The sequence below is a fragment of the Pseudomonas sp. RG1 genome, from assembly GCF_025910115.1.
GTDB lineage: Bacteria > Pseudomonadota > Gammaproteobacteria > Pseudomonadales > Pseudomonadaceae > Aquipseudomonas > Aquipseudomonas atacamensis.
The window spans coordinates 35,838-57,791 of the sequence record NZ_JAPCIK010000003.1 but is presented as its reverse complement, the minus strand read 5'-3'; the positions used below and the strand labels follow the sequence as shown (position 1 = coordinate 57,791).

10 protein-coding genes are annotated in these 21,954 nt (G+C 61.2%); 8 read left to right on the top strand and 2 right to left on the bottom strand.

Annotation, left to right across the window (positions count from 1 at the left end):
- Positions 1-7 precede the first annotated feature (7 nt).
- Positions 8-3,961, bottom strand: coding sequence for a type III effector 1 (locus OK411_RS04170; protein WP_264364468.1), 3,954 nt, complete (start codon positions 3,959-3,961; stop codon positions 8-10).
- A 194-nt stretch (positions 3,962-4,155) separates the two neighbouring features.
- Here OK411_RS04170 and prmA point away from each other — a divergent pair, with 194 nt between their 5' ends.
- The 8 genes from prmA to OK411_RS04130 all read left to right on the top strand — a co-directional run bounded on the left by prmA (position 4,156) and on the right by OK411_RS04130 (position 14,510).
- Positions 4,156-5,034: a 50S ribosomal protein L11 methyltransferase gene (prmA, locus tag OK411_RS04165; protein ID WP_122751734.1), complete on the top strand. Its 879-nt coding sequence runs from the start codon at positions 4,156-4,158 to the stop codon at positions 5,032-5,034.
- Positions 5,035-5,064: 30 nt separating this feature from the next.
- Entirely contained in the window at positions 5,065-6,324 is a 1,260-nt protein-coding gene (locus tag OK411_RS04160; protein ID WP_264364467.1) for a DUF3426 domain-containing protein, read from the top strand.
- A gap of 184 nt (positions 6,325-6,508) precedes the next feature.
- Positions 6,509-7,519, top strand: a complete 1,011-nt coding sequence (gene dusB / locus OK411_RS04155; RefSeq protein WP_016771866.1) for a tRNA dihydrouridine synthase DusB — start codon at positions 6,509-6,511, stop codon at positions 7,517-7,519.
- Complete coding sequence (gene fis / locus OK411_RS04150; RefSeq protein ID WP_002555375.1) at positions 7,516-7,836, top strand: DNA-binding transcriptional regulator Fis; 321 nt, start codon at positions 7,516-7,518, stop codon at positions 7,834-7,836. The genes dusB and fis overlap by 4 nt, the downstream gene beginning before the upstream one ends.
- Before the next feature lie 83 nt (positions 7,837-7,919).
- Positions 7,920-9,527, top strand: coding sequence for a bifunctional phosphoribosylaminoimidazolecarboxamide formyltransferase/IMP cyclohydrolase (purH, locus tag OK411_RS04145; protein ID WP_016771867.1), 1,608 nt, complete (start codon positions 7,920-7,922; stop codon positions 9,525-9,527).
- A 151-nt stretch (positions 9,528-9,678) separates the two neighbouring features.
- On the top strand, positions 9,679-10,974 hold the full coding sequence (gene purD / locus OK411_RS04140) for a phosphoribosylamine--glycine ligase (RefSeq protein ID WP_071174280.1): 1,296 nt from the start codon (positions 9,679-9,681) through the stop codon (positions 10,972-10,974).
- 99 nt (positions 10,975-11,073) lie between these two features.
- Positions 11,074-13,851 carry a hybrid sensor histidine kinase/response regulator gene (locus OK411_RS04135; protein ID WP_122610421.1) on the top strand — a complete coding sequence of 926 codons (2,778 nt, stop codon included), beginning with the start codon at positions 11,074-11,076 and terminating at the stop codon, positions 13,849-13,851.
- 62 nt (positions 13,852-13,913) lie between these two features.
- Positions 13,914-14,510 carry a MarC family protein gene (locus OK411_RS04130; protein ID WP_016771870.1) on the top strand — a complete coding sequence of 199 codons (597 nt, stop codon included), beginning with the start codon at positions 13,914-13,916 and terminating at the stop codon, positions 14,508-14,510.
- Positions 14,511-14,587: 77 nt separating this feature from the next.
- Here OK411_RS04130 and OK411_RS04125 read toward each other — a convergent pair whose 3' ends face one another.
- Positions 14,588-21,694, bottom strand: a complete 7,107-nt coding sequence (locus OK411_RS04125; protein WP_264364466.1) for a TcdA/TcdB pore-forming domain-containing protein — start codon at positions 21,692-21,694, stop codon at positions 14,588-14,590.
- Positions 21,695-21,954: the final 260 nt, after the last annotated feature.

The window sequence follows — 21,954 nt, the reverse complement described above, 5'->3', positions numbered from 1 at the left end:
AAACCCATCAGAGCATTACCGTGGAGAACGCCTGCTGCTCGATCATTGTGGCAGATGCCCGCAGGCCAGCATCATCGACCACCGCTCCTGCGGCGTTTTCATGTAACGGCCTGCGGGTGAACCGTCTCGTAAAGTGTCGGGCACGTACCGAGAGCCCATCCTTGGCATAGCTCGATCTGGCGATAAGCGGGTCGTACAGCCTGCCAATCTGACCAGAGGAATGCTTGAACACTCTCGAGACTCCATTGTTCAGATTCAGCACCACGCCATAGCTGTTGCCCAGGCACGACGAGTACGACCAGTAATCCCAGGTCGGCTGCAGGCCCTGTTCGCGCAACACGCGCCTGACCGGACCGCCGATGTCAGCACCCGCCGACAGCCAGTCGCCGCCCACCAGCGTAGCGCGAATGTTCTGCGGTGTTCCCCCCAGACGCTCCAGCACCTGCGTGACACTTCGCTCGATCAACGGGCGAATATTGTGATCAAAATGAATGACCGCCCCCACCCTTGTCGTCGGGTTATACAGCGAGGCGATGACGCAACTCTGCGCATTCAACGAAAACAGATAGTTATCTGGCGATCCGGGACGAAAATGCGCCACCACCGCTTCGCCCTGCAGCGCGCCGCGGTTCAGCACGGGCTTGACACCTCCAGGAAAAGCATCATTCAAATCGCTCACGCGCCCAAGGTTGCGCACGTTGCCACCCGTGAGCCCGACCCTGGCGTGTGTCCACTTGCCCCCCGGAGCAAGCCGAATCGGTTGCTGATAGATGGCGGTCGGGCGACGGGCATCGACCAGGCTCAGCCCACCAAAATGCGGATTTTCCCTGACCAGGAAATACTTGCCCTTGTTGCGAATGTAATAGGCCGGTTGCGGCTGCGCAGCGCTGGGCGGACTGCGCCATGTGCCGAAAAAGACGCCTTCTTCGGTCACCTTTTGCAAACGCTCGGGCGCCTTGCTGACGGCCTGCCTGGCATGGAAGCGTACTTCCCGGATCGCTGGCAGTGCTTCCCTGCGCAGCGGAGCCACGGCGTTCAGACGCTCTGACAATAACGAGACCGGCCGCATGGTGTGCTTCAGACTTCTGGCCGCACCGCCCAGGTACTTGATCGCACTGCCGGCGCCGACCATAGCGAACAACGCGCCCCACGACGCCTCCAGCCAGTGGCCGAGCGCGCCATCGACGTCACCCTCCAGATGCGCAGCGACCGCCTGACCGGCGCTGACGGCGATGAACACGACATCGAGCAGCAAGGCAAACGGAGGGAACACCATGCAAAACGGTGCAGCTGCAAACATCAGCCCCTTGACCACTTGGCGTTCGATAATTTGCGCGCGGCTGGTGGTGATGTCCTGCACATCCGTGACCGCGCGCTCGATGTACGCGTTGAACTCGCTGCGCGCGTCAATCAGGCGCTGCGCTTCGTACAGCGTATCGACGCGTTGTTTTTTTGCCGCAATCGCATACAGGGTGCGCGACACGATGCTGCGCGCGGCAACCGGCGTACGCGCCATCAAGTAGTCATGCAAAGCGCCGGCGATGTCGCCGAACAGTGACTGATACGCACGCACCACAATGCCGTCGGGCGCATCAGGCGTGTACAGCCACCAGGACGGCTCGGGATCGTACGAGGTCAGGACATAAACCCCGAGCACGACGTGATGGCGCACGGTGAACCTGAACACGCCGTCACTTTCAACCATGCTGGCGCCCGGAAAATGCGTATCCGGCGCTGGCACCTGGCTCAACAGAGAGACCTGACGGACCAACGCTGAATACACCGCGTCGCTCAATCGCGCCTGACTTCTGGCCACGCGTAAATCCCGGTCCATCTTTGACAGCAGCACGTTGCGGTAGGCAAAGCGACGCGGTTCGTAGGCAGCATCACGCGGGTCGAGATATTTGCCACGGATCTCGCTGGCATATTTTTCACCCAGCCACGCCCGGCGCAGATACAGCGCCAGATCGGCGCTGCGCACCTGGCTCAGATCCTGGCCGACCGACGATCGCACGCCTTTTTTCGGATGTTCGATGCCGGAGTTGTCATCGTAGCCATGAATGGCCAGGTCGAGCAGCGTGGCCACCTGCTGCTTCCTGCGGTCGGCGACGCCAGGGTTGTAATCGATCAACACGGTGGCCGGATCGACCGGTTCCAGCACGTTCTTGCTGCGCATATAGGGCGTGATCGCTGCGGCTACCGTGCGCCTGGCGAAATCGACAAACACCTCGAAACCGCCCAGCAGCTCGTTGAACACCTGCTGATGAACGATCAGTTCCTGATTGAGGCTGCTGATGCGCCGGCGAGCCTCGAGCCCGAGCGTCGTGTACCAGCGCAGCGAGTTGTCCTGCTCGACCCGCTGCAGGTTGTTTGCCAGGCCCATTTTTGCAGCGGCTTCGACGCATTCGGTGAACGGCAGGGGCGCTCGGCGAAGGTCACTCTGCATGCCCCAGAGAGCGGGGCTGGCCGCAGCGGCCAACAGATAATCCCGTGCAGGGTGATGTGCAGCCGGCGAAAGCTGCTGCAACAGATACTCGCGACCGGATTCGCTCTGCGTCCAGCTCCATACTTCGCCGGTCAACGCCGCGATCGAAGGCAACCGGACCCACTCCTGACCGTCCGGCTTGTTGGGCGCGTACAGCACAAGGTTATTCACCGTTTGCTCAGTCTCTGCCTGGTAGAACACCAGAAGATCGGCGCAATGCATGCCGTTGGGCAGTGTCAATGCGGCCACTTGCAACGGTTTCTTTGTGGTTTGCCCAGACCACATCTGCTCCAGACGCTCATGGTCGAAGTCCGACAGATGAGCTGCGCAGCGCGCGACGAATGCGCTCTGCCTGAGCCGTACGGCAAACCAGTCGACAAGGGCCTTTTGCACTTCCGTGCGCTGGTACTGCTCGGCGAGGGCTCGCAGGTAGTCCGCCGGATAATCCTGTTCCGCCAGCATCTCGGCAACGAATGTCGGCTTCAGTGACTGGTTGCGCAAGGGCGCAGGACTGCTGATCTCCAGGACCGCTGCGAAGTCCTGCCCGATCGGCCCGCATGCCAGCAGATCACTGAGGCTGCGATTGTGGGTCGGCTCACCGACTGCCGAGCGCCATCTGAGCATCACGTCGATCCGGTCCGGTTCAACCGTCATGTCGAGCTTGAGCTGAATGTATTCGATGGCCTGCTGGCGGGCAAAGTCGCGCAACGAGCCGTAGCCCAGCAGCAGGTCATCGAGTGCTGCCTGGGCCAGTGAGGTCTGCTCCTGATAGTCACGCAACAAGGCGCGATCCGGCTCCTTCAGCGCCTTCATCCATGACGGCAGTTGCGCGAAGGAATGCGCCTCGAGAATCTTTTTCTCTGCACCGGTTGCCAGGGCAGTCAATCGATACCGACGCGTGCCGCGGGCCTGAACCCGGTCGATTTTGCTGCGCAATTGATCCAGTGTCAGACCAGCCAGGTGGTCACGGCGCAACAGCAACTCGATGTCCTTGATATAGCGCCGCAGCTTGCGTTTGATCAGGCGATCGAACAACGTCTCGCGCCCTTTTGTCGCCCAATGTTCTCGCAGGTATTTCTTGTACTGGTCGAGGAAGTGCAACGAAACGCTATCCACCGTCCGGATCACATGCTCATGACGGCTGGACGGCAAACCGGGATCGGCGCCCCCAGGCCAGCGAAATGGAGCGTCCTGGAGCGCCAGGAACATGACTGGCCGGCCGTCGATAAGCTTTTGCAGAATGGCGTCAAGCAGGGCAACCACAAAGCCCGGGGCGAAATGACCGTCCGGGTAATGCCTGCGCAGTTCAGTCAATGCGAAATGCTCCAGCGCCTCGAGCAACGTCATCTGGCTGTTCAAGCGCTTGTCGATCATCACCTGCCAGCGCGTGATGCGCAGGAGGATTTCCTGCACCGACCCCGTAGACGCAGCGGCTATCGGTGGTTTTTCTTCTACAGTCCCTTGTTGATCCGCCATGTCGTCCAGCCTTTTGTTGCGTAGAGATGAGCGCTCACTCTATTTGCCGACAAAAGTGCTCAGGCCATACATATGTATATCGCGGCCGCGAATGTGTAACAGCCAAGCGGTGTGTCCACTTTGCCGGCGACCTGGCGTAAACTGCGCGCTTTTGCAGCTTCGGGCTGCCCCACAGATTTTCAAAGGTGCCCGCCATGCCTTGGCTGCAAGTCCGTCTCGCCATCACCCCGGAACAAGCCGAAACCTACGAGGACGCATTCCTCGAAGTCGGCGCCGTGTCGGTGACTTTCATGGACGCCGAAGACCAGCCGATCTTCGAACCGGAACTCAACACCACGCCGCTGTGGTCGCACACCCACTTGCTGGCGCTGTTCGAAGGCGGTACCGAACCGGAACCGGTGCTGGCCCATCTGGAATTGCTGACCGGCAGCCCGTTGCCCGAGCACCACAGCGAAGTCATCGAAGATCAGGACTGGGAACGCAGCTGGATGGACGGTTTCGAGCCGATGCGTTTCGGCCAGCGCCTGTGGATCGTGCCGAGCTGGCACGCCGCACCCGAGCCTGACGCGGTCAATCTGCTGCTGGACCCGGGCCTGGCGTTTGGCACCGGCACCCACCCGACCACCGCACTGTGCCTGGAATGGCTCGACGGCCAGGATCTGAAAGACTGCCACGTGCTCGACTTCGGCTGTGGCTCGGGGATTCTGGCGATTGCCGCCCTGCTGCTCGGCGCCAAGGAAGCTGTGGGCACCGACATCGACGTGCAGGCGCTGGAAGCCTCGCGCGACAACGCCGGGCGCAACAACATTGCCGATGAGCTGTTCCCGCTGTACCTGCCCGAGGATCTGCCGCCGGTTCCGGCCGACGTGCTGGTGGCCAATATTCTCGCCGGCCCGCTGGTGTCGCTGGCACCGCAGCTGTCCAGCCTGGTCAAGAGCGGTGGGCGCCTGGCGCTGTCGGGCATTCTCGCCGAGCAGGGCGAAGAAGTAGCGGCAGCTTATGCGCAGGACTTCGAGCTCGACCCGATCGCCAATCGCGACGGCTGGGTGCGCATCACCGGGCGTCGGCGCTAAAATGACCGCTTGCCTGAACCGGATCGCCGCATGACCGACAGTTTCGTCACCCAATGCCCGCATTGCCAGACCAGTTTCCGCGTCAACCATGCTCAGTTGAGCGTGGCGCGCGGCGTGGTTCGTTGCGGCTCCTGCCTGCAAGTGTTCAATGCCGCCAAGCAGCTGCTCGAGCAACATTCTGGCAAGGACACGGTGACGCCGCTCGCACCAGCGCTGCCTGAAACGCCCGCGCCTGTCAGCGATTCTGCGGTCGTCGAACAGATCCCCGCGCCGCGCGCCATCAGCCAGAAGCAATGGAGCGCGTCGGAACTGGATCTGGACAGCCTCGATCTGGACGAAGAACTCGCCCGTCTCGAACAGCGCGAAATCCAGCCGGCCGCCGAATTCGGCCGTACCCGCGAAGAATCCTTGAGCGCCCGGCGCGACAGCCCGGAACCGGACGAAGGCACATGGCCCGACAGCCTGTTCAGCGAGCCTGCCGATGAGCGCAGCGCAGCGCCGGATCTCGAGCCGGATATCGACGGCATCGAAACCCTCGAACCCGAGCGCACCGAACCCTCGTTATCACTGGAACCGGTGGATCTGGATGACGAGCCGCCGATCCCGCAACTGCGCCTGCACGATCCGATTGACCCGGCCGCCCGCCGCGAACGCTTCTCGGCCAGCGACGACAGCGATGACGACGATCTGCCATTGATCACTTCGCCGCGCAAAAAACGCGAACGGGCCGAGCCCGGCGTGCGCGCCGAGGTCCTGCAGGATCTGACCGACGACCCGCTGCAACTGGACTGGCAGCAACGCCGTTCGCCCTGGGGCCGGCGCCTGCTCTGGCTGGTGCTGGTGCTGCTGGCCGCCGCCGGCCTTGCCGCTCAGTACGTTGCCTATCACTTCGAGGAACTGGCGCGGCAGGATCAATACCGACCGTGGTTCCAGCAGATCTGCCCGCAGATTGGCTGCACCGTGCCGTCCAAGGTCGATATCGGCAAAATCAAGAGCAGCAACCTGGTGGTGCGCAGCCATCCCGAGTTCAGCGGGGCACTGGTGGTCGATGCGATCATTTACAACCGGGCGACGTTTTCCCAACCGTTCCCCTTGCTCGAACTGCGTTTTGCCGACCTCAACGGTCATCTGATCGCCAGTCGTCGCTTCAAACCCGGCGAGTACCTGAGCGGCGATCTCGAGGGCCTCGCGGAAATGCCGCCGCAGACGCCGATCCACATCGCCCTGGATATTCTCGATCCGGGGCCGAAAGCGGTGAATTACAGCCTGAACTTCCACTCACCGGAATGAACCGCTTCAGCGTTTCCCGATTGACGGCATTTTTCTGACTGATCGCAGCCGACCAAACCGTTGACGATAACAGAATAACTGTTCAGATTTTGTTCAATTCAGCCTTTAACCAGTCATCGAGAGCGGGTATCATGCCCACCCTTTTTCGAACTCTCATGATCCGGCCCCACTTCAGGGAAGTCCTATGTCGGCGGTACGCATCGGCCCATATACACTGCAGAACGGTTTGATTCTCGCCCCGATGGCGGGCGTCACCGACCAGCCCTTTCGTCAGCTGTGCAAGCGTCTGGGCGCAGGGCTTGTAGTCTCGGAAATGGTCACCAGCGACATGAGCCTGTGGAATACCCGCAAGTCACGCATGCGCATGATCCACGAAGGCGATCCCGAGCCGCGCTCGGTGCAGATCGCCGGTGGCGACGCGCAGATGCTGGCCGATGCGGCACGGGCCAACGTCGAGCTGGGCGCACAGATTATCGATATCAACATGGGTTGCCCGGCAAAGAAGGTCTGCAACAAGGCCGCCGGCTCCGCGTTGCTGAAAGACGAAGCACTGGTGACCGAGATCCTGCAGGCCGTAGTGGCCGCGGTTGATGTGCCGGTCACCCTGAAGATCCGCACCGGCTGGGATCGCGAAAACAAGAACGGTCTGAACGTGGCGAAGATCGCCGAACAGGCCGGGATCACAGCGCTGGCCGTACATGGCCGTACGCGCGCCGATCTGTACACAGGGGAAGCCGAGTACGACACGATTGCCGCGATCAAGCAGGCGGTGTCGATCCCGGTGTTTGCCAATGGCGATATCGATTCGCCGGAAAAGGCCCGATACGTGCTTGATGCGACCGGTGCCGATGGCCTGCTGATAGGCCGTGCCGCTCAAGGGCGGCCATGGATTTTTCGCGAGATCGATCACTTCCTGCGCACCGGCGAGAAATTGCCCGCGCCGGAACTGAGCGAAGTGGAACGCATCCTGCTGGAGCATCTGGCTGCCCTTCACGCCTTCTATGGCGACGTGATGGGCGTGCGCATTGCCCGCAAGCATGTGGGCTGGTATCTCGCAACCTTGCCGGGCGCCAGGGAGTTTCGCGCCCGTTTCAATCGTTTGGATGGTACGGAAACACAATGCGCCGACGTTCGGGAGTTCTTCGCCGAGCGTTACAAGAGCCTGACAGGGGACGAAGAAGGGGTGGCCGCATGACGATGATGACCGAGACTTTAGTGAGTGGAACAACACCCGTGAGCGACAACGTGAATTTGAAACAGCACCTCAACACGCCGAGCGAAGAAGGCCAGACCCTTCGCGGGAGTGTCGAGAAGGCGCTGCACAATTATTTCGCCCACCTTGAGGGCGCGTCCGTCACGGATGTGTACAACCTGGTGCTGTCCGAAGTCGAGGCGCCCCTGCTCGAAAGCGTGATGAACTACGTCAAGGGCAACCAGACCAAGGCCAGTGAGCTGCTGGGACTGAACCGCGGCACGCTGCGCAAGAAACTCAAGCAGTACGATCTGCTGTAAGCATTCAATCAAACCAGAAAGGCGCCCGCGTAAAAAACGGTCGCCTTTTTTGCTGACTTCCTTTGCTTTTGATGGAAATTGAGATGACCGACCAGACTACCCGCCTGCCGATCCGCCGCGCCTTGATCAGCGTTTCCGACAAGACCGGGATCCTCGAATTCGCCAAGGAGCTCGAAGCTCTGGGCGTCGAGATCCTCTCCACCGGCGGAACGTTCAAGCTGCTGCGTGACAACGGCGTTGCCGCAGTGGAAGTCGCGGATTACACCGGTTTCGCCGAGATGATGGACGGTCGGGTGAAAACCCTGCACCCGAAAATCCACGGCGGCATCCTCGGTCGTCGCGGTACTGACGATGCGATCATGAACGAGCACGGCATCAAGCCGATCGATCTGGTAGCGGTCAACCTGTACCCGTTCGAAGCGACCATCAACAAGCCAGGCTGCGACCTGCCGACCGCCATCGAGAACATCGACATCGGCGGGCCGACCATGGTCCGTTCCGCAGCGAAAAACCACAAAGACGTAGCCATCGTGGTAAATGCCAGCGATTACGCCAGCGTTCTGGAAAACCTCAAGGCCGGCGGCCTGACCTACGCTCAGCGTTTCGACCTGATGCTCAAGGCCTTCGAACACACCGCCGCCTACGACGGCATGATCGCCAACTACATGGGCACCGTGAACCAGGCCGCTGAAACCTTGAGCACTGAAGGTCGCAGCGAATTCCCGCGCACCTTCAACAGCCAGTTCATCAAGGCTCAGGAAATGCGCTACGGCGAGAACCCGCACCAGAGCGCGGCGTTCTACGTGGAAGCCAAGCCTGCCGAAGTCGGCATCGCCACCGCGACCCAGCTGCAAGGCAAGGAACTGTCGTACAACAACGTCGCCGACACCGACGCTGCGCTGGAATGCGTGAAGAGTTTCGTCAAGCCAGCCTGCGTGATCGTCAAGCACGCCAACCCGTGCGGCGTGGCGGTCAGCCCGGACGCTGAGGGCGGCATTCGTCAGGCTTACGAACTGGCCTACGCCACCGACACCGAGTCGGCGTTCGGCGGCATCATCGCCTTCAACCGTGAACTGGATGCCGAGACCGCCAAAGCGATCGTCGAGCGCCAGTTCGTTGAAGTGATCATCGCCCCATCGGTCAGCGAAGAAGCCCGCGCCATCGTTGCCGCGAAAGCCAACGTACGCCTGCTGGCCTGCGGCGAGTGGTCGGCTGACCGCGCCGCTGCCTGGGACTACAAACGCGTCAACGGTGGCCTGCTGGTGCAGAGCCGCGATATCGGCATGATCAGCGCCGATGACCTGAAAGTGGTGACCAAGCGCGCGCCGACCGAACAGGAAATCCACGACCTGATCTTCGCCTGGAAAGTCGCCAAGTACGTCAAATCCAACGCCATTGTCTACGCCAAGAATCGCCAGACCATCGGTGTCGGCGCCGGCCAGATGAGCCGCGTCAACTCGGCGCGTATCGCTGCGATCAAGGCTGAGCACGCCGGTTTGCAGGTGGCCGGTTCGGTCATGGCGTCCGACGCGTTTTTCCCGTTCCGCGACGGTCTGGACAATGCGGCCAAGGTCGGCATCACTGCGGTGATCCAGCCGGGCGGTTCGATGCGTGACAACGAGGTGATTGCTGCTGCTGATGAAGCTGGCATCGCAATGGTATTCACCGGCATGCGCCACTTCCGTCACTGATTATTTTGCTTGATCGTACCCACGCTCCGCGTGGGCACGCAGCCCGGGACGCTCCGCGTCCCTCGGACGCGGAGCGTCCGTAGAGGCATTCCCACGCGGAGCGTGGGAACGATCAGCCCCCACAGAATTAGCGTCATCCGAGGTTTTTGAAATGAATGTTTTGATCATTGGCAGCGGTGGCCGTGAACATGCTCTGGCCTGGAAAGTGGCTCAGGATCCGCGTGTGCAGAAGGTTTTCGTTGCACCGGGCAACGCTGGCACTGCCATTGAAGCCAAGTGCGAGAACGTCGCCATCGACGTGCTGGCGCTGGAGCAATTGGCTGACTTCGCCGAGAAAAACGTTTCCCTGACCATCGTCGGCCCGGAAGTGCCGCTGGTGGCTGGCGTGGTCGATCTGTTCCGCTCCCGTGGCCTGGACTGCTTCGGTCCGACCGCCGGTGCTGCGCAACTGGAAGGCTCGAAAGCCTTCACCAAGGATTTCCTCGCGCGCCACAAGATCCCGACCGCCGATTACCAGAACTTCACCGAGATCGAGCCAGCCCTAGCTTATCTGCGTGAGAAAGGCGCGCCGATCGTGATCAAGGCCGATGGCCTGGCTGCCGGCAAAGGCGTAATCGTCGCCATGACCCTGGCCGAAGCCGAAGACGCCGTGCGTGACATGCTCGCCGGCAACTCGTTTGGCGACGCCGGTTCGCGCGTGGTGATCGAAGAGTTCCTTGACGGCGAAGAAGCCTCGTTCATCGTCATGGTCGACGGCAAGAACGTGCTGCCGATGGCCACCAGCCAGGACCACAAACGCGTCGGCGACGGCGACAGCGGCCCGAACACCGGTGGCATGGGCGCCTACTCCCCTGCCCCGGTGGTCACCGCCGAGGTGCATCAGCGCGTGATGGACCAGGTGATCTGGCCGACCGTGCGCGGCATGGCCGACGAAGGCAACGTCTACACTGGTTTCCTCTATGCCGGTCTGATGATCGACAAGGCCGGTAACCCGAAAGTCATCGAGTTCAACTGCCGCTTCGGCGATCCGGAAACCCAACCGGTGATGCTGCGTCTGCAATCGAGCCTTGTGCTGCTGGTTGAAGCCGCATTGGCGCAAGCGCTGGACAAGATCGAAGCACAGTGGGATCCGCGTCCGAGCGTTGGCATCGTTCTGGCTGCTGGCGGCTACCCGGGCGACTACGCCAAAGGCGCAGCGATCAACGGTCTGGACGCGGCGGCAGGTCTGGAAGGCAAAGTCTTCCACGCCGGCACCGCACTGAAAGACGGTCAGGTCGTTACTGCCGGTGGTCGTGTACTGTGTGCCACTGCCATGGGCGCCACCGTCGGTGAAGCTCAGCAGCAGGCCTACAAACTTGCCGCTGCCATCGACTGGGAAGGCTGCTTCTACCGCAAGGACATCGGCTACCGCGCCATTGCCCGTGAACGCGGCGAAACCCAGGAGTAAGCGATCCATCAGGCCCGGCGCGGGATGCCATTCCTCGCCGGGCTGTTCGGTCGTCGCGCATCGTTATATTCTGGCATCAACCTACGAAGGGATTTCGCCGTGCGCTGGCTCAGGATTGCCATAAGCTTCACCGTCACGCTGATGACCTTGCTCTGCACGCTCCCGGCCCAGGCCGCGCAAGGCAGTGGCTGGTCGGTATTGCTTGACGATCAGGGCATCCTGCAACTGAGCGACATCCGCTCCGCTCGCTACACCAATCAATTCAGCCCCATCGAGCTTGACCGCCTGACCGCGGCCGAACCCGACGGCGCCCTGTGGCTGCGCTTCAAACTGGCGCCGGGCAAGCACGAACAAGTGCTGCGCATCTTTGCCCCCGACCTGTCCCAACTCAATCTCTACGTGCTCGACGGCGACCGGCTGATCGAGCAACGCAATACCGGCAACGAACGGCCCCAGGCCGAACATCCATTGCCGAGCAGCGATTTCATGCTGCCGCTGCCCCAGGCTGACAAGCCGCTGGACGTCTACGTACGCATGGTTTCCGGCCATCAGCTGCGCCCGCACATCACCCTGCAAGCGGCAATCGAAGGCGCCGCCGATCAGAAGCAGACGCTGATTTTCGGCCTGCTGTTCGGCTGCCTCGCCATGCTCCTGCTGCACAACCTGGTGCGCTACGCCTACTCGCGCTCGCGCAGCAGTCTGTGGCTGGCGATCTGTGAGGGCCTGCTGGGGCTGAGTCTGTTCCTGTTGCTCAACCTCGCCGGTCCGTGGCTGCCGAACTGGCAAGCCATTCAGACGCCGGGCGCTTATCTGGCATTGCTGCTGACGGCTCCAGCCGGGTTGATGTTCGCCCTGCGCTTCTTTGCGCCACTGGGCCAGCACGCGCTGAACAAACTGCTGTGGGGCGACATTCTGTTGATCGTCACGTGCAGCCTGTTGCTGCTGTTCGTCAACACCTTGCCGCTGAACATCATCACCTACGCACTGGTCGCACTGGCCGGCCTGAGCATGTTGCTGGTGGGCTTCTATCACTGGCAAAAAGGCTATCGCCCGGCGCGTCTGTTCGTCGCCGCCATGGTCGTGTTCAACATTGGCACCCTGGTTATCCTGCCGGCGCTGCTGGGGCTGACACTGGTTACGCCGCAAGGCCTGATCATGACGCTGATGGTGTTCATCTGCATCAGTGGCCTGCTGATGAGCATTGCCTTGGGCGAGCGACAGCGCAGCATCACCGAAAGCCGTTTCAGCATCAGCCGCGACCTCGCGGCAAGCAACGCCGAAATCAACGCCAAAGCCGAATTCCTCGCCAAGATCAGCCACGAAATCCGCACACCGATGAACGGTGTACTGGGCATGACCGAGCTGCTGCTGGGCACGCCGCTGTCGGTCAAGCAACGCGATTATGTGCAGACCATCCACAGCGCCGGCAACGAACTGCTGACGCTGATCAACGAGATCCTCGACATCTCCAAGCTCGAATCCGGGCAGATCGAACTCGATGACGTGCAGTTCGACCTCAACGCGCTGATCGACGATTGCCTGAGCATCTACCGGGCCAAGGCCGAGCAACAGAACGTCGAGCTGATCAGTTTCATCCAGCCGCAAGTGCCACGGGTGATCAGCGGCGATCCGACGCGCCTGCGCCAGACCTTGCTGAGCCTGCTGGAAAACGCCCTGAAGAAAACCGAAGAAGGCGAAGTGCTGATCGTCGTTGCACTGGACGAGCGCAGCAGCAAACCGCGCCTGCGCATTGCCGTGCAGGACAGCGGCGTGCCGATGGAGCCGGAAGAGCGCGAGGCGCTTCTGCACGCCGAATTGCACAGCAAGCACTTCCTCTCGGCCAATCGCCTCGGTGGCAATCTTGGCCTGGTGATTGCGCGCCAACTGATTCGTCTGATGCAAGGCGAGTTCGGCATCAAGAGCGGCGCCACCCAGGGCAGCACTTTGTGGCTGACCTTGCCACTGGACCCGGATCGCCTCGAACATCCGACCTCCGATCTGGACAGTCCGCTGCAAGGCGCACGGGTGCTGGTAGTCGACGATAACGACACCTGTCGCAAAGTGCTGGTACAGCAATGCAGCGCCTGGGGCCTGAATGTCAGCGCCGTGCCGTCGGGCAAGGAAGCGCTGGCGCTGCTGCGCACCAAGGCGCACCTGCGCGATTACTTCGACGTGGTTCTGCTCGACCAGAACATGCCCGGCATGACCGGCATGCAACTGGCCGCGAAGATCAAGGAAGACCCGAGCTTGAACCACGACATTCTGCTGATCATGCTCACCGGCATCAGCAACGCGCCGAGCAAGATCATTGCGCGCAATTCCGGGATCAAACGGATTCTGGCCAAACCGGTGGCCGGTTATACGCTCAAGACCACGCTGGCGGACGAACTCAATCAACGCAACAAGGGCCAGGTGGTGTTCCAGCCGCAGGTCGTTACGGCGGCCACAGCGGCCAAGGTGCCGAGCGACTTCCGCATCCTCGTCGCCGAAGACAACACCATTTCGACCAAAGTGATTCGCGGCATGCTCGGCAAGCTCAATCTGCAACCGGACACCGCGAGCAATGGCGAAGAAGCGCTGCAAGCGATGAAGGCCCAGCGTTACGACCTGGTGCTGATGGACTGCGAAATGCCGATCCTCGATGGTTTCTCCGCGACGCAGCAACTGCGCGCCTGGGAAGTCAGCAATCAGCGCATCCGCACACCGATCGTCGCCCTCACCGCGCACATTCTCGCCGAACATAAAGAACGCGCCCGCCAGGCCGGCATGGACGGGCACATGTCCAAACCGGTCGAGCTGTCGCAACTGCGTGAACTGATCGAGCATTGGGTCGCCGAACGCGATCAGCAGAACCGGGCCACGACCCAGCCGTCGTAAACCGACAGATTGTCCGGTGCCTGATAGACTCCCCCCGACTCCATCGCCAGTGAGCTTGCATCATGCTCCATGTGTTGTTCAGCGTTTATCTGAAGATGCTGGTGCTCTACAGCCCGTTCTTCGTGTTGTCCTGCTTTATCAGCCTGACCCGTGGCTATTCGCGCAAGGAACAGCGGCGTCTGGCGTGGAAGGTCGCCCTCGCCACACTGATTTCCAGTGTGCTGCTGTATTTGTTCGGGCGGGTGATTTTCGATGTCTTCGGCATCACCGTGGACGCCTTTCGCATCGGTGCCGGCAGCGTGTTGTTCATTTCCGCGCTGGGCATGGCTCAGGGCAAACCGGCGGTGCAGGCCGACAATGTGCAGCAGGACGTGACCATCGTGCCGCTGACCATTCCGCTGACGGTCGGCCCCGGCACGATCGGCGCCTTGCTGGTGATGGGCGTCAGCCAGCCGCACTGGGACGACAAGCTCACCGCAATCATGAGTATTGCGCTCGCCAGTTTCACTGTCGGTGTGGTGCTGTACCTGTCCAATCGCATCGAGCGGATTCTCGGCGATCAGGGCTTGCAGATTGTCAGCCGCTTGATGGGATTGTTCGTTTGCGCGCTGGCAGCGCAAATCATCTTTACCGGTGTGAAGGGTTATCTGGTGCCTTGAGCATTGTCGCAGTGCAACCGCCACAACAAACGCCGCGTACGGTCACCGTTCGCGGCGTTTTGTTGTGCATGGCGGCCTCAGCGCAGCGCTGCGATCACCGCTGTCAGGCTGACCGTTGCCTCGACACCGCGCGCAGTGGCGAAGGCTTGCAGCCCTTGAGCCAGCGTCAAGGTATGTGGCCGCCCGGCGATGGGCAGCATCAGTAGCAGTGGGCGTTGTCCGTCGAAATTACGCACGATCAGACTGTGTCCGGAGTCCGGATCGGTCAGCACCACATCGTCATCGACCCGTGACATCCACCAATGCCCGCACTCGTCCAGATCCAGATCCAGCAGGCAAGGTTCTGCCGTTTCAGCATCTGTAGCCTGTCGTCCATCGACCACGATGCAGTCCAGGCGCTGGAAGGACGCTTGCGACAGCCGATAACCCGAGGTCTGCGAACCGTAAGCCAGCAGCAGCCTGGCGACGCCTTCGGGCAGCAATGGCTCGATCTCTGTCATGTCATCACCCACCTCGAGCGCCAGGACTTCGGCGTCGCGCTGGGCATAACTGCCGGGCAGCCAGACGCCGTCGTTCGGGCCGGCGCTGAAAATCAACTGGTCGACCGGGTCGAACAGCATCGGCTGCTTCGACCCGCGCGTACCGAGAAATGCCGACCACTGCCCGTCGCTGCGCCCGGCCAGATCGAACAGCCGGTCAAGTTGCGGCAGGTAATACAGGTAGCGTCCGGTTGCACTTGCCACTTGTATGACAGACGCGTGGGCATGTCCGTGCAACAACGCTCGCAGGCGCGCACGTAACTGTTCATCACTCTGACCCGGCACATGAGACCAGCGATTTTCCACGCCAACGATCATTGCCGGCTGGTTATCCAGCAATTGCAGATGCACCCCGTCGAGGGTCTGCGCGACCAGCCCTTCACCCTGGCGTCGCACCTCAGCAAAAGTCCATGACGTCCAGACCTTTTCAGGCCTGCCGAGCGCCTCCGATTTCAGCAAGCGATGGTCCTCGGCAAACACTCCCCGCAGTGCTTCGATCGCCATCAGCGGCTGGCGATAAAGTTGTCCGGTGCTGATTTCAAGCAACCAGACCGCGCTGTTATCCGGGGTCAGACCGAGCAGCGCCAGCTCCTTGCCCTGACCGATATCGGCCACAGCGATTCTGCCATCGACACACCATGCCGCAAGGAACGCCTGACCTGCCATATCACGTAAACCGAAGATCGGCAACGGCAGCAACGGCGCTTTCGTGGCCAGCGCGGGCAATGCGCTCAACCCATCGGGATGTCGCTGCAGCCAACGCGGCCCGACACCGGCGAACCGCAGGATCGACGGCTTATCGGCCTGATCGAGCCACGCCTCATCGCTTCTGTGGGCAAGGGAAGGTACCCCGTACTGAAACACAATCGCGTCGTCGATCGCTGCCGCTGCCGGCACGTCGACGATATCGATTTCGAACAGTCGGCCGTCGTCCTTGGTGGCGATGAAACGCTGATTGGTCTGAGTGACCTCCACCACATCGTGTTCGATCACCACATTCTGCCAATGACCGGCACGGGGTTCGATGCCGCGGCTGATCGTCCGCTCCTGCGGGCTATAGAACAGCACCGCGTTGTTTTCCGCGCTGGACGGCACCAGCATCAACAAGTCCTCGGGCCAGGACCGGTCCTGCCCGGCCTGAATGCACTTGCCCGTCGCCTTGTTCAGCCAGGCCCGGTCGCGCCGACGCAACCCGGCATAGCCTTCCACGACAATGAACGGAGCATAAGACCAGCCGCTGCTGCTGGCGGCCGTATCTGGCGATTCGCGCCTGAACGGGGCATCGATTTGTCGAAGCGCTTCGCGCGGTTCGAACCGATAATCCTCTGCCGCAAAAGTGATCTTGCAAGCCGTCAGCTCCACCTTCTGAGCGGTAATCCGATACTCGATGGTGGTAGTGCCATGCAACGCTTCTGCCGTCAGCCTCTGCGCAATCCGCAGCGCACCATCGGCTTGTTGTTGGCAGCCAATGATCGTCGATCCCATACGCGGATTTTTCAGACGGTAGCGATGCTGGACGGTGCCGGTCAGCACATCGACCCGCCACAGCGATGGATGATCGGGATGATAAAACCACGCATGGCCCGCGCTGACGCCTGCCAGAACCACGCCCTCGTTGACCTCCTGCGGCAGGTTACGTGCGAACAGCACCCGATCCCGCGCGGTGTCGTAATAGCCGGTGGTCACCACTGGCTGGCCTGGCGAATTGAACGGCACTCTGAAGTTACGTAACGGCAAATACGCTGCGGTCAGTTGCCCGCTGGTGACCTGAGCGCGCAGATAGCGCAGAACCGGCGCCGGGATGCCGCTGGCTGTCATGTCGGCGCTGCGCAGCTGATCCGCAGCTTCGTTTTCGTAGTCGAGAACAACACCGATCAGATGCAGGCTGAGGCCTGTCCAGTCGATCCGGAACAGCCCCTCGGCGAGCTCGATGACACCGTCGAAACGATTCAACACCACGCCATCGACCAGCATGTCAGGTGCGCTGTCGATGCTGTCCCGTGGCTCTTCCCGAAAGCTGACCTGTTCCACCCGGGCCCAGGACGCTTGCACCGTCCATGTCACCCGTTCCCAGCCCTGCGCTTGTTCGAAATTCACCGCCAGCAGGCCTGGCACCAATCGAATCCGGTATTGCCCCTGCGGTGCGGTGATCCGGTAGGCAATCTTCTCGCGCCACTCTGGTGGCAGGTCCGGAACCACCAGTTGGCTGACCTCAGCGCTCAACTGCACCTTGATCGTCGTGACCATGAAGACCGGATGCAGCTTGTAGAGTATGTGCGGCGCAAACGGCGTACTGAACAGGTAGAACACCCGGTTACCGAGCGCGTCATATTCCAGCTGATGTGCCAGACGGTCATGCAACCGCGGATAGCGGGTCGTGGAAAAAGGCACGGCCCCGGCGCTGCCGAGCTGATATTCGTAGCCGTAGTAACAGACGGGTGAACAGGGCAGCACCAGCGTCTCGGGCAAGGTCCCCCAGACGCTGCCGACAGCAGGCCGTTGAAAGGCTCTGGGGATGTTGATCGCGGCATGTCGCCTGGCTGGATCATCGTCGTACTGCGGCAGCTCCAGCGCACTGCCTTTCCAGGGGTAAAACTTCTGCCCCTCGAACGCCACCCTTCTGCTGTGCAGATCCACCTCGGTGATCACGGCCAGCGCGGGGAACTGCAAGACCGCACCAGCGCGTTCGTAAGATTGCTGATAAGCGTCGTGAATCTGCGAGAGGTGCTCGCCAATGGCCGCAGCCTTGTCCATGATCTGCCCGAGATTGCTGGCAATGGCGGTCACCCCGATACCCACGCCCAGTAGCGGCACAGCCAGCGCTGCGGCGAACGCGCCCACCGTTCCGCCCGCTGCCAGGGCGACAAGATCCAGACCCAGCGCCGCCGTGTTGAACGCCAGGGACGTGGAGAACCGCGCTCGCTGCTCATGATTCTCTGCCTGCGTCAGGTTGTAGATGTCGAAGCCGATATTGGCCACGGAAAATGCCACACCAACGCCCGTCGTGGCCTGTCCTGCCAGGCGTGCGGCGAATGAGCCCTGCTGCAACGCCCGCTCGGCCGCTGCTACCTGACGCACCAGTTGGACGATCTGCACAGCATCGCTGGCGACACCAAAGCCCAGCTGTGCATAACTGACGTACACCTGGATCTGCAGAGCAACGGTCAACGCCGGCACGGTATCGCCAGCGCGGTAATCGCGCTGGCGCATTTCACTGATCAGCGTCTGGATCGCAAAGGCAAAACTCAGCCGGCTCCCACCGTCGTGGTCAGCCGTCTGCCCGGGCCTGGCCGCACCGCCCTGCACGAGTCGTTCGACGTATTGCCTGATTTTCTGAAAGCGCGAATCGCGGGTGATCACCGTCAGGGGGTTTTGCGCATTGCGCGGATCGATCAGGGTAATGCTGTGGCCGCCGTCGGCTTTGTTGCCGAGGGTATCGAACAACGGCACGTAATCACGCGCCACCTTGTGCTCAAGGCGCAAGCGCTCGGTCGCCTGCTCGAACTCGCTGGCCCAGTAGCGTGCATCCAGTTGCGCGAGACTGGCGCCCAGTCGAGCGTTTTCGCCCAGAGATCGGGTGCGGGCCAACGCTTGCTTGTGCCAGATCGACGCTCCCTGCGGATCGGCCAGTGCAACGTTGTGCAGAAAACTGACTACGCGCAGATCCGATGACAGCCTGCGTTCGGCGATCGTCGAGGTGTCCAGTTCGATCACGTTGAATGGCGCATTGGCCGCATCGCCCAGACCATAAAGCTTCGCCAGCGCGTTATCGTCTGCGCTCAGATAATGCTCTACGCCACGCTGCAACTGCGCACCATCGGCAAACCCATAGAGAGCAAAGTTGGGGTCGTAGAAGCGATAGGCCGCGTGCTCACCGGTTCGCACTTTGGCCAGCAGCAGGGCGTGGTCGCCGGTGTCGAGCAGCAGCACCGCAGGTGCCGCAGTGGCGTCCAGCGCGGCGATGATGCTGTCCATGCGCTGCACGCCGCGAGCGCTGCCGACCTCGCCGGTGGGCAAGGCGCGCAGTTCGTCCAGCGCACTGCGCAACGCCCGCGAGCCAAGTTCGTCGGGACTCGCGCTGGCGCTGGCGACATGCCCGACCAACGCCCGCTCCGCCGGCTCGCCAGCTGCAACGGCGGCGCCCATCAGCAGCACCAGCGGATAACAGCGACGCCCCGGGTCGCCTGCGTTGTGCTGCAACAGATCCTGCGGCAACTGCTTGACCGACACCGCGCCAGCCTTGAAAAAGACGTCACGCACCTGGCCGCTGCGCTGCAAGATCTGCGTGCGAAACTCCTGCCGGGCGCTGCCCTTGATCTGGCCGATACGCTCGCCCCACTGGCGCAGCGTCAGCGGCTCGGACATGGCTTGCACCTTGAGTTCGCGGGTCGTCGATGTGGCCGTCGGCAGGTCGCGTTCCAGCCCGTTCTCGAACGCCGCCGAGCGGCGCTGGCGCACGGCTTTTTCAATCGCATCGTAGCGCGCGAAAGTGCCGTCGCGGTCGGTGGCGATGGCCAGGTCGCGCACCTGTTGCCAGGTATCGGCGAACCCGCCATCGTCCACGCTCGTCGCGCCGAAAATGCCGCCGAGCACGACTCGCATCGACGGGCTCAGTTGCTCCAGCGGCAGCGTTCCGTGGGCGATGCGGCTGAACAGTTCGTTGAGATGGCTGATGGAATCCGCACCACGGGAAGTCGGCACAGCGACAGGTCCTTGCGCCAGCACCTGTTGGCGGGTGTCGAAGTCAATCACCACGGCTTGATCGAAGGTAACCTCCCCGCTCAGCTTGTCTCGCATCGCTCGAATGAACGGCTCGCCGAGATCATCCATCAAACGTTGCAGCACCGCGGTCAACAGCACCGGTTTGCCTTCGACAACGGGCCAGCCGCGCTCAAAGGTCAGGCTTCGATCACTGAGCAGGTCGGACAAGCGTCCGGCATAACGGGATTTGAGCTTGCCCTCGGCCCACCGGGCGTGTTCCATCTCCAGCCAGTCTTTTTCCGTGCCCCTGACGATCCAGCCGGAAATGGTTTCCTCTTCGGTATTGACGTTATAGCCCTCGCGCAAACGCTGTTGCGCCAACACCTGACGAGTGAAAAACGGATCGCAATTGGCTTCGATGTATTCATGTAATCCGGCGAGGGCCGCGCCCGGGCCGGTGAGCGTTACCGTCCCCCCCGCGTCATTACGAATGCCGTCCTGGTAATAGGTGACAACCGCTTTGAGCAATTGGTAGGCATAAGCTTCATTCCAGTTGGTGAAGTTCGACCTGACCAACATCTCTTCAATGACTGCCGCAGCGACCGTGGTCAGGGTTTCACTGTCGGCCCACCCGGATCCCGAGTTGGCCATGCGTCTTTCAACTTCAGTAAGCACGTCGTAATTAAGCCGAATCACTTGCATGATCGACATCGTCATGCCGCTGCCCGGCTGGGCGATGAAATGTGCATTCATTTCTTCGTCGATTTGCAGCCCCATGCGAAAGCCGTTCTCGCCGGCCTCCACGGTTTGTGGCGGCACGAACAGTTCAAGCACGTCGGGTTTGCTGCGAGCAAAATCCTCGAGAAGTTGTTTATGTTGTTGTGGAAGACTGTCGGTTCTGTCGGGGTAATGCTGTGGATCGCGTCCAGGCATCAACTGCGGGTTATTGTTCAATAGAAGTTGCAGAACACCGATTTTCTGCGTCTGGCTGTAATCGCTGATATCGACACCGCCCAACTTGTCGAGCAGTGGCGGCAGATAATCCATGTCGGTATAACGCCCGCCTTCACGAAGTTCCGCCTGCAAGCGCACTACATCGCTCGCCGCAGCGAAATTGCCACGCATCGACACTTCGCGACGGTAGACGTCCGCCAGCAAGTCATCGGCAAAGGCGTGAGATACATCGCGTAATTGCAGATCCGCGCCAACCATCGCCAGATGGCTGTCCAGGCAGCGCTGACGAAAAGCCTGCAGCGTCGCGCGGTCCTTGCCATAAGCACGCACCATCAGATCGATGCGCGCTTGATCGGCTCGCCCCTTCCACTTCGGCTGGCTGAGGTAGTCGAACATCTGCTGTTTCAACACCCGTGCGCGGTCTTCAATCATCGTCGCCAGTTGCCCGGCATGCTTGAGTGCAGCGCCACCGGACGCCATCGCATCAGCCCTGGCACTGTCGAGAATGACCCGGTTCATCTCGAAAGCCAGCAACGCATCGCTGTCGTACCAAAGGTTGAAGCGGTAACCCTCCGCCGCCATCACCCGGCGCCAGATATTCATGTAATCGCGCTGATTGACCCCGACTTCGCTGCCGCCAACCCAAACGAAATGGATAACCTTCGGAACCGGCCCGGTCAGCCCCGACAACATTTCCACGGTCGTCGAAAGCCGTGACAGATAATGTTGCAGCCCGCGCGCAATGTCATCGACAGCCACCGGGACAGGGGTCTTCTTGCGTTTGAGCAGCGCTGCAAGTTGCTCTTGAAACAGGCTCGCCAGGGTCAACAACGACACCGGATCGGTCGTTTGACTGGCTTGCTGGTAACAGTCGTTCAGCGCTTGGTACTGCGCCGAGGCAGAGAACTCCCGTAACGCCCTGGAGATCACCGAATACTCTTGCGCAGATACGAACGCTCGCCCGAACGAATAATCGTTTTTCAAAGCCATTACACACTCCTTGTTTATTAAATGGCTCATTGACCGCGCACACTTTCGCGCCGCTGCAGAGCGGTAGATTGATTTGAACGACACTCGACTAGTGCTGTGAACACAGCACCCTAGTGGGCGAATACGCGCCACACAAACAACAAGGAATACAAAGCTTGTCACCGGCAATATCTGATAACACCGGAGCACTACGCTGTAACGGCAGCGAAATAATTAGCGGACCGGCGCGACCGTCGGGCATAAAAAATGGCCCTGCCCTG